The sequence below is a fragment of the Thermosynechococcus sp. OHK43 genome, from assembly GCF_014466085.1.
Lineage (GTDB): Bacteria > Cyanobacteriota > Cyanobacteriia > Thermosynechococcales > Thermosynechococcaceae > Thermosynechococcus.
The window spans coordinates 1-9090 of the sequence record NZ_JACOMP010000273.1; the positions used below are offsets into that span (position 1 = coordinate 1).

The 9090-nt window shown below is 53.8% G+C and carries 8 protein-coding genes and 1 pseudogene; 5 read left to right on the plus strand and 4 right to left on the minus strand.

What is annotated here, in order from left to right; all coding sequences use genetic code 11:
• The first annotated feature begins 248 nt into the window (after positions 1 to 248).
• On the plus strand, positions 249 to 794 hold the full coding sequence (locus H8Q75_RS11885) for a gamma-glutamylcyclotransferase family protein (protein WP_024124353.1): 546 nt from the start codon (positions 249 to 251) through the stop codon (positions 792 to 794).
• Positions 795 to 804: 10 nt separating this feature from the next.
• Here the strand turns inward: H8Q75_RS11885 and aspS are convergent, their stop codons facing one another.
• Positions 805 to 2610, minus strand: a complete 1806-nt coding sequence (gene aspS, locus H8Q75_RS11890) for an aspartate--tRNA ligase (protein ID WP_024124352.1) — start codon at positions 2608 to 2610, stop codon at positions 805 to 807.
• A 259-nt stretch (positions 2611 to 2869) separates the two neighbouring features.
• Between aspS and H8Q75_RS11895 the strand changes: the two genes are divergently transcribed.
• The 3 genes from H8Q75_RS11895 (at position 2870) to H8Q75_RS11905 (ending at position 6215) form a co-directional block, all read left to right on the plus strand.
• A complete protein-coding gene (locus H8Q75_RS11895; protein ID WP_024124351.1) occupies positions 2870 to 3106 on the plus strand; it encodes a hypothetical protein in 237 nt (78 codons plus the stop codon).
• An 83-nt stretch (positions 3107 to 3189) separates the two neighbouring features.
• Positions 3190 to 4938, plus strand: a complete 1749-nt coding sequence (locus tag H8Q75_RS11900; RefSeq protein WP_024124350.1) for a mechanosensitive ion channel domain-containing protein — start codon at positions 3190 to 3192, stop codon at positions 4936 to 4938.
• A 2-nt stretch (positions 4939 to 4940) separates the two neighbouring features.
• Positions 4941 to 6215, plus strand: coding sequence for an NAD(P)/FAD-dependent oxidoreductase (locus tag H8Q75_RS11905; RefSeq protein ID WP_297041956.1), 1275 nt, complete (start codon positions 4941 to 4943; stop codon positions 6213 to 6215).
• Here the strand turns inward: H8Q75_RS11905 and H8Q75_RS11910 are convergent.
• Genes H8Q75_RS11910 through H8Q75_RS11920 form a run of 3 tightly spaced genes read right to left on the minus strand, consistent with a single transcriptional unit; the run spans position 6149 to position 8056 of the window.
• The gene (locus H8Q75_RS11910; protein WP_297041957.1) at positions 6149 to 6910 is read right to left on the minus strand and encodes a BMC domain-containing protein; all 762 of its coding nucleotides are present in this window, start codon (positions 6908 to 6910) and stop codon (positions 6149 to 6151) included. The two genes, H8Q75_RS11905 and H8Q75_RS11910, sit on opposite strands and share 67 nt — an antisense overlap.
• Entirely contained in the window at positions 6910 to 7674 is a 765-nt protein-coding gene (locus H8Q75_RS11915) for a pantothenate kinase (RefSeq protein ID WP_024124348.1), read from the minus strand. Before H8Q75_RS11915 ends, H8Q75_RS11910 begins: the two co-directional genes overlap by 1 nt.
• Complete coding sequence (locus tag H8Q75_RS11920; RefSeq protein ID WP_297041958.1) at positions 7655 to 8056, minus strand: AbrB family transcriptional regulator; 402 nt, start codon at positions 8054 to 8056, stop codon at positions 7655 to 7657. Before H8Q75_RS11920 ends, H8Q75_RS11915 begins: the two co-directional genes overlap by 20 nt.
• Before the next feature lie 401 nt (positions 8057 to 8457).
• Here H8Q75_RS11920 and H8Q75_RS11925 point away from each other — a divergent pair.
• Positions 8458 to 9090, plus strand: a pseudogene (locus H8Q75_RS11925) (ABC transporter permease); the annotation flags it as partial.

Consider the following 9090-nt stretch of genomic DNA (forward strand, 5'->3'; position numbering starts at 1 on the left):
ACCACAAGCTAAGCAAATAGCCCTCAATGCTGTTTTGGTAACATTCTTTCTGGTTAGTCAATTTATCCTTGGCTTTAACTGCAGTACGCACTGCTGGGGCACTGATTGTGGCTCACACCACTTGGCAAAGGGCGACCTCCCACTATGGTTTAACGCTAGCACGCAGAAGCAATGGATAAATTGGTTGCTTTTTTGGGGAGTCACTTCTGCAAAAATGGGGCAAAACTGGCGCGGGAGCCCTAACCCCCATGCTCGAATTTTTCATTTTGGCTCGCTGGGCAGTGGATTGTCGAGGGCAGTCCGGAGCAGGGCAAACCGCTATCAAACTCAGTAAAGTAAGTTCTGTCAGCAAATTGATGCTATTCCTTTGCAACATGACGGTACTACGCCTTTTTGTCTATGGCACCCTCAAACCCGGCTATCCACCCCATGACCTCTTCTGTCGGCCTTGGCTAAGTGGCCATCAAACGGCATTGGTGAGAGGCCGCCTTTATCACCTGCCGATGGGGTACCCCGGTCTAACGGCTGAGGAAGGTTGGGTGCAGGGGGAGTTACTACTCTTTGATGATCCACCTGCCAGCCTCTTGACGCAGCTGGATGCCTTTGAAGGTTACAGTCCCAATTTGTCTCCTGAGGTGAATGTCTACTGTCGCCAAGAGGTGCCAGTGTATGACTTGACTCATCAACCCTTGGGTACAGCATGGGCTTACATCATGAGTACTGAGCGCGTGCGGGATTTCAATGGTGAGTGGCTGCCAGAGGGGGTGTGGAATCGGCCAATAAATCGCCAATAAATCTATGTGCCTAGGCTTTGGTTTGAGTGGTGGTTTTTGCTAGCTTGGCGGGCGTCACATGGAGTTCCTTGAGTTGCTGCGGTTCAACACTGCTGGGGGCGCCGGTGAGCAGACAACGGGCCTGTTGGGTTTTGGGGAAAGCAATGGTGTCGCGAATGGAATCTTCGCCAGCAAGGAGCATGACCAAACGATCCAAGCCATAGGCAATGCCCCCGTGGGGCGGAGTTCCAAATTCAAAGGCCTCTAAAAGGAAGCCAAATTTTTCTTGGGCAGTGGCTTCATCAATGCCGATGATGTCAAACACCTGCCGCTGCAATTCCGGTTGATAGATGCGCAAGCTGCCACCACCGACTTCATGGCCGTTGAGGATGAGATCGTAAGCTTGGGCACGGGCGGTTTTTAGATCCGCAAGGTCGTCAGGGTGGGGCGCGGTAAAGGGATGGTGCAAGGCCTCAAGACGTTTTTCCTCGGCATTCCACTCGAACATCGGGAAATCCACCACCCACAGAAGGTGGGTTGCCATTGGATCAATGAGATCAAACTCGCGGGCAATGGTCTGCCGCAGCCGATCCAGGGTCTTATTCACCGTGGCAGCGTCCCCTGCCCCAAAAAGGAGAAGATGCCCCGGCTCGGCACCCGTGCGCTCTAGGAGCGTAGCCTTTTGCTCTGGAGAGAGGTTATCCTTGATAGCACCAATGGTATCAATTTCGCCATTGTTACGAACGCGGATATAGGCCAGTCCCTTGGCACCTGCAGTGGCGGCCTCTTGGAAGAGATCGCCGCCGGGTTTAATGCGGACGTTGGAGATGCGATCGTTGCCATTGGGAATCGGCAAAATTTTCACGACACCCCCTTGGGCGATCGCCCCACTAAAGACTTTGAAACCAGAGTCCTTGAGAATATCGGAGACATCCACCAGTTCGAGGCCGTAGCGGGTATCGGGTTTATCGGTGCCATAGCGATCCATGGCCTCTTGGTAGCTTAGGCGGGGAAAGGGGCGCGGTAGGTCAATGCCCTTTACAGTTTTGAAAATGTGGCAAATCAGCGCTTCGTTGAGCTCCAGGATTTCCTCTTGATCCATGAAGCTCATTTCCATGTCGAGTTGGGTAAATTCGGGTTGGCGATCGGCCCGTAAATCCTCATCGCGAAAGCAGCGGGCAATCTGGTAATAGCGATCGCATCCCGCCACCATCAACAACTGCTTGAACAATTGCGGCGATTGAGGGAGGGCAAACCATTCCCCAGGATTCACACGACTAGGCACTAAATAATCCCGAGCACCCTCCGGGGTCGAGCGGGTGAGGATGGGGGTTTCCACCTCAATAAAGCCCGCCTCGTCCTCTAGGAAGCGCCGCATAGCTTGGATAACCCGATGGCGTAACTGCAAATTCCGTGCCATCCGTTCTCGCCGTAGATCAAGATAGCGATAGCGCAGCCGCACCTCTTCGCGCACCTGTTCATTCTCAGTGCTGGAGATGGCAAAGGGGAGCTGTTGGCGCACCGTATTGAGCACCTCAATGTAATCGGCGTAGATCTCGATGTCCCCCGTGGCCAATTTCGGGTTCACCGAATCCGCAGGGCGCTTGCTAACACGGCCAACAATTTTCACCACATACTCACTGCGCAGGCGATCGGCTTGGGGGTAGGAGTCGGGAGTGCGCTGGGGATCACTGACAATTTGGACAATGCCGGAGCGATCGCGCAAATCAATAAAGATAACGCCGCCATGATCTCGGCGCCGATCAACCCAACCGTAGAGGGTGACCGTTGTTCCGACATCCCTTAGCCGAACATCGCCACAGTAGTGCGTGCGCATAGACCCCAATGATTTCTGAGTATGTTGGTAAAGCAAAGCCTTACTATTTTAGCGGTTCACCGTCCTACCGTTAGCGGGGCATCCCCAAGGAATCACGGGTTACAGTGAGGAGTGAGAAATCGCAACACAAGTTTACAGAACTTCATGTGGATTCCCTAACTTTAGTTGCAGCTTCCGCAGATTCCTCCCCAACATCCCAGGCTCGACGTATGGTAGTAGATAGGCAAAATCTAAAGAAAACCTTAAAAGGAGGGCAAGTATGACCCCCTCTCTCCTTCGTCAGTTCTGGCACTTTGTTGAGCAAGCACAGGTGGGACGATTGTTGAGTATGGACGATCACTCCCTACAGGGGTGGCTAGTGACGCAGTTTAGTGATGTTTACCCCCTGGAGCACCACCAGCGCTATCATCTGGAACGGTACATTTCCTCGCGTCTTTCCTTAATCCGCGATGTGGTTAGCGACTGCACTCCCCGCAACCTTGGCAATCGCCCCTAGGGAACCTTGAACTGGGTCAAGCCCTCAAAAGGTGAGAGGATACTTGTAGCACTGTTTGCCTTCAAGCAAACTATTGGCAGTAGATGATCAACTGGCATAAACAATTCTGGCGGTGGGGAGCGATCGCCTTTCTGACCTTCTTTTTAGCCATTCTCTCTCCTTGGCCGAGCCTGGCTCAACTCCCCCTACCGGCAATCAATCAAACCCCTGCCACTCCGCTGCCCCCTGGCGTCACTCGCATGGGTGAACTAGAAATTACCGATGTGCGTTTTGATGGCAATACACTCTTTACAATTGCTGCACCGACAATTCGCGATCGCAGCAAACTCGGTGATGTCATGCCCGTTGAACTCCGGGCCGAGCTCATCCAGTCTAATCTGCGACGGGTACTTCATAGTGCCCTTGAGGACGATCGGCGATCGCCCGCGAGAGTAGATATTGGTGTTGCCCGCCTCCATAATGCTTTGGTGATCAGTGCTCGCATTGGCCAAGCGGAACGCACCACTCGCCTCCTGACGGTAACAGAGGCCGACAGCAACTACCATCAACTACCTCCCGAAACCCTTGCCCAGCAGTGGCGAGACATTTTGCAGCAGCAGATGAACCAAGCGATTCAAGAACGCACCCACGCTGCCCTAATCAGGCAAATCCAGCAGGCTGTCTTGATTTTTTTGAAGGTGGGAGCAGGCAGTTTTGTCATTTTAATTGTACAGCGATTCTTAATCCGCCAACGCAAGCATCTGCAAGGGCAACTGGACACAGCGACCCCTCAAACCGCCGAACCCGAATGGGTTTTGCCGCTTCTACCCCACCTGCGACATCACTTTTTTCTCAAGCAGCGCATTAAACTCATTAGTCTCGTTCGCTATCTGCTGTTGTGGGTACAAGTGGCTCTCTGGCTGCTCGGCCTAGCAGCAATTCTGCGGCTCTTCCCCATGACTCGCGGGCTGAGTTCTCAAGTCTATGGCCTGCCGATTCTCTGGATGGTGGTCTGGTTTGGCACTGGGCTGCTGAATCAATTTGCCGATTTGGCCTTTGATCGCATTCGTGTCTTCTGGGAGCAAAATAATCTCCTCAAGTTTGCCGATACCCAGCGCCAAACATTGCGGATTAGCACCACCATTGAAGTGATGCGGAGTTTGAAGACTGCAGTTATTTATTTAACGCGGCTGGTTGTGATTCTGAGTTCGCTGGGCATGCCTGTCTCATCCATTCTGGCTGTGGGGGGGTTTCTCGCCTTGGCTATTTCCCTTGGTTCCCAAAATTTGGTTAAGGATGTGATCAATGGCCTGTTAATTGTCTGGGAGGACCAATACGGTATTGGGGATGTGGTGGCAATTGAACCCTATTCAGGAATGGTAGAAAATCTCAACTTACGGATTACGCAGCTACGCAATGCGGAGGGGCATCTCATCACTATTCCCAATAGTACGATTACAAAGGTGGCCAACCTCACCCGTACTTGGTCACGTGTCAACCTAGAGCTGTGGGTGGATATTGAAACCAATCCCGATCGCCTGTTGTCGCTGCTGAATGACGTCAGTACCCACTTCTACGCAGAACCTGAGTGGCAACTCAAGATGCTGGAGCGGCCAGAGATCTTAGGAATTGATCAGATTACTGCCAGTGGCTTACTCGTGCGCATTTGGATTAAGACACAACCGGGACAGCAATGGGCTGTGGGGCGGGAGTTTCGCCGTCGTCTCCTCAACCTCATGGCTGCAGAGGGGATTGCCGTGGGTCGGCTGCATCAACAGCTTCATTTGGTGCGCGATCGCAATGGCAAAAACGGCAACAATGAAAAGACCTATCCTTTTCCCTTGGAATCTTGATCGTGACTCGGCAGATTTTGGTCATTGGCGGGGGTGCCGCTGGATTTTTTGGGGCGATCTCCTGTGCCACGGCTAATCCTCGCGATCGCGTCACTATTTTAGAAGCCGGGGCAGCGGTGCTCAGCAAAGTCCACATCTCTGGTGGTGGTCGCTGCAATGTCACCCACCACTGTTTTGATCCGGCGCTGTTGGCGCAACACTATCCCCGTGGTGGCAAGGCCTTACGGGGTGCCTTTAGTCGCTTCCAACCCCAAGACACGATCGCTTGGTTTGAGGCGCGGGGAGTGAAGCTGAAAACTGAGGCCGATGGGCGGATCTTTCCTGTGAGTGATGACTCACAAACGATTATTGACTGCCTTGTGCAGGAAGCAACAGCCTTGGGCATTCGCATTCGTACCCGTGCAGCGGTCAAGGACATTGCCAAAGTGGGCAGCCAGTTTCACGTCACGATTGCTCAGCAGGCTCAACCCCTTGTGGGCGATCGCGTCCTTTTGACCACGGGCAGTAGTTCCCATGGCTATCGGTTGGCGGCGCAATTGGGACACACGATTATTCCGCCGGTACCTTCGCTGTTTACGTTTCAAATTAATGACCCCCTCTTGCAGGAGCGCTCAGGCCTCAGTGTCCCAGCTGTGCAAGCTACCCTCAAACTGCCGCAGCAGCCGCCCTTGACGCAAACAGGCGCAATTCTCGTTACCCATTGGGGGTTCAGTGGCCCCGTGGTCCTAAAACTCTCGGCATGGGGAGCGCGTGCCTTGGCGGCTCACAACTATCGCGGCCTCTTAGTGATCAACTGGCTCCCCCACCTATCGCTGCCGCAGATTCAAGGGGAGTTGGCAGCCTGTCGCAGCCATACCCCGAAGCGGGCGATCGCTAACCATTGTCCCTTTCCGCTGCCCCGTCGCCTCTGGAGCTACTGGACCACCACCCTTGGTATTCCCCCTGAGCAAACTTGGGCACATTTGCGTAAAAAGCAACTGCTGGCTCTGGCGGAGGTCTTACACCGAGGCACATTCGCGATCGCTGGCAAAGGCAGCTTCAAGGAGGAGTTTGTGACCTGCGGTGGGGTGGCTCTCAAGGAAGTGGACTTCAAGACAATGGCTAGCCGCTGCTGTGAGGGGCTATTCCTGGCCGGCGAAATTCTCGATATGGATGGTGTGACGGGGGGCTTTAACCTGCAAAGTGCCTGGACAACAGGCTGGATTGCCGGTCAGGGATTGGCAGGGGAGTCGACGGACACTCTTTCGGCGGCGGCTTCCACAGCCACACTCTCTTGAGCCGCCCCTTGGAGAGCAAGGGGTTCGGTTTCTTTTTGCTTGAGGGTGAGGGGCAGACGCAGGGGTTGCAGTTCCCGCTGGAGGGCAGGTGCCAAGGGCAAGGATTGATCCAAATCCTCCAGCGGACGGGGCACCAACATCACTGCATGGAGTTCGCCAATGCGCTCGGCTTCTGCCATTCCGGCCTCGAGGGCGATCGCCGTATTGGAGGCCGTACCGCGAATAATGGCTGTACATAACCCTGCCCCAATAGTTTCGTAGGCCGTCAGCATCACATCGGCGGCCTTGAGCATGGCATCGGCTGCCCCCACCATGGCCGGAAATCCCCGCGTTTCCAGAAGACCCACGGCATGGCTACTGAGGCGATGGCCGCGACTTTTAGAAGCAATCTGGGCAAGAAGACTGCCAATGGGGAGAATTTTTTCTAGGTTGGGATCAGGTCGGGGAATCACTAACGTACTAAGTTCTTGACCAAATTGCTGCGCCCGCTCAGCGCCCTCTTCCACCGCAAGGCGCACATCGGCAATTCGCCCGCGGACGATCGCACTACAGTGACCACCGCCAATTTTTTCATAGCCCACTAGGAGGACATCGGAGGATTTGAGCATGTGATCAGCAATACCCACGATCGCCGGAAAGCTCTGGGCTGAGACCAGTCCTAAGGCCAAATCCGTAAAGTCATCCCGTCGCTCCATTAGCGGAATTCGTCAATCCTTTTGATGGGGTGCATTTCTATCTTAGCGGCTAGATTGCGGAGAGCGCGGATGCCCCAAAAAACAAGATGATCATCCTCACACCAGCGATCGGAATCTAAAAATGTCCGCAGCAGGTCACTGACAAAGGGGCGATCGCCCCCGGTCACAATCACTGTGCCTTGGGGAAACTCCTGAAAAAAGGCGGCCAGATAGGCTTGCAAAATGGCGGCAGTGCCATAGTAGAGGCCGCTTTCAATAGCGGTAGTGGTGGTAGTGCCCCAACGGCGGGGGGGGTCTGTGGGCAGCGTCACATAGGGTAAAGCTGCCGTGTAGTCCGCTAGGGCTCGCGCCATTAATCCAACACCGGCAAGAATCACACCGCCAGCAAATTCACGGCGATCGTTGGCTAGGGTCAGCGTTAGGGCGGTGCCGGCATCCACGACACACACCGGTGCCCCATAGACCTGAAGTGCTCCCCAGAGGGCAAGGGCACGGTCCAACCCTAGGGTGGGGTACATCTGGGGAATCGGAATATCTTCGAGGGTGAGGGCGATCGCCCTCGGATAGACTTGGTGCAAGGGCACAGAACCAACACTGGCCCCCCAGCAGGGGAGGTTGGGGTAGTCTTGGGCAGGATTGAAGGCAGCTTCCTCAGGGGTCAGGTGCCAAGTGCGGCTGAGGTGCTCACCCCTAAAGAGTGCCCAGTGCTGCCGAGTATTGCCAATAATCAGGGCAAACCATTGATTACTCTGCGGGGGCGTCATCCACTTCTTCTGGATCGATGAGGTAGAGATGAATATGTTTATACCCCTGCTTAATTTTAAACGTATCCCCCGGCTTTAGGTTCATCGCTTTGGTATAGGCAGCACCAATCACAATCTGGCCATTTTGGTGCACTTTTACCCGATAGGAGGGGGATCGCCCCCGTCCTGAGTGACCATTGATTTCCTGCTCCGACGGCTGTACTTCGAGTCCGCCGGCAGCGAGTACCGCTTCGTAAAATTTCCCTAAGTTGACACGCACCTGACCGGATTTTGTGACGCGATAGTAGCCACAGAGCTTTGCTGCTTCTTTACGGGATGCAGAACCTAATTCACGTAATCGCTGCAGGAGCGCTTTACCAGTTAGGGGCTTCGGTTTTTTCATTCGCTCTGTACTTCCTCTATCAGAACGATATTCAAATGAATCAAGCAACTCAATTATTTTTTAATCAACAGGTGCCCACACCAGAAAAAGGGTGTTTGCGAGAATGATCTGACTAAAGAATGATTACATTTAATAAAGCTACCACTTTATTGCAAAGGAGAAGTATTCTTTTTAAGAAAATGTTAATTTGAGTCAATCAGTCCTACCGAACAAGAAGAGAAATTTATCATTGCTTTGTTAAGTTTTATTGATCGCCTATTGATTTTTGGCTAAAACTTACCTACAGCGCAGTGGTGCCTTTCTAGAAAGTGTGGAATACGTGTAGGCATTCAGTCTGCTACAGCAGCCCTAGGATAGAAAAAAGGCTGTATAGTGGCTGTACCCTCGCGGATAAGTGACGAATGACCCCTTGGCAAACGCTGCGGCGCAACCCCTTAGTGATGGTCAGTTTGGGGGTGTTGCTGACTTTGTACCTGCTGGCGATCGCTGCAGATTTTATTGCCCCCTATAGTCCCTATGCCTTTCAAGTGGATGGTGCCCTACTGCCCCCCACCCGGATTTACTGGCGCACCCCCAATGGTCAGTGGCTTGGGCCCCATGTCTATCCCACTCGCCTAGGTCCTGTGAACTTGGAAACGGGGGAACGGCCTTTGATTGTGGACTGGCAGGAACCGTCGCCGATTCGCCTATTTGTTAAGGGTAGCCCCTATCGCTTCTTGGAAATTACCCTGCCCCTACCGAGGCGCTGGAGTCTCACCCATCCGCAAATTGAACCGCGTACTCTCTTTGCGGGGTTTCCCAGCGATCGCCACCTGTTTGGCACGGTGGGCAAGGGCTATCTAAACCTGTTGGGAACCGATGACCAAGGACGCGATCAGCTGAGTCGGCTGCTCTTTGGTGCCCGCATTAGCCTCAGTATTGGGCTTGTGGGGGTGGCGATCGCCTTCCCGATTGGCATTTTCGTGGGTGCCATTTCCGGCTACTTTGGCGGCTGGCTCGATGCAGTTTTGATGCGGGGTGTTGAGGTGCTGATG

Coding starts and splice junctions, on each gene's coding strand:
- H8Q75_RS11885 (WP_024124353.1), top strand. CDS start 249: ATGCTCGAATTTTTCATTTTGGCTCGCTGGGCAGTGGATTGTCGAGGG.
- H8Q75_RS11920 (WP_297041958.1), bottom strand. CDS start 8,056: ATGAAAAAACCGAAGCCCCTAACTGGTAAAGCGCTCCTGCAGCGATTA.
- H8Q75_RS11895 (WP_024124351.1), top strand. CDS start 2,870: ATGACCCCCTCTCTCCTTCGTCAGTTCTGGCACTTTGTTGAGCAAGCA.
- H8Q75_RS11900 (WP_024124350.1), top strand. CDS start 3,190: ATGATCAACTGGCATAAACAATTCTGGCGGTGGGGAGCGATCGCCTTT.
- aspS (WP_024124352.1), bottom strand. CDS start 2,610: ATGCGCACGCACTACTGTGGCGATGTTCGGCTAAGGGATGTCGGAACA.
- H8Q75_RS11915 (WP_024124348.1), bottom strand. CDS start 7,674: ATGACGCCCCCGCAGAGTAATCAATGGTTTGCCCTGATTATTGGCAAT.
- H8Q75_RS11910 (WP_297041957.1), bottom strand. CDS start 6,910: ATGGAGCGACGGGATGACTTTACGGATTTGGCCTTAGGACTGGTCTCA.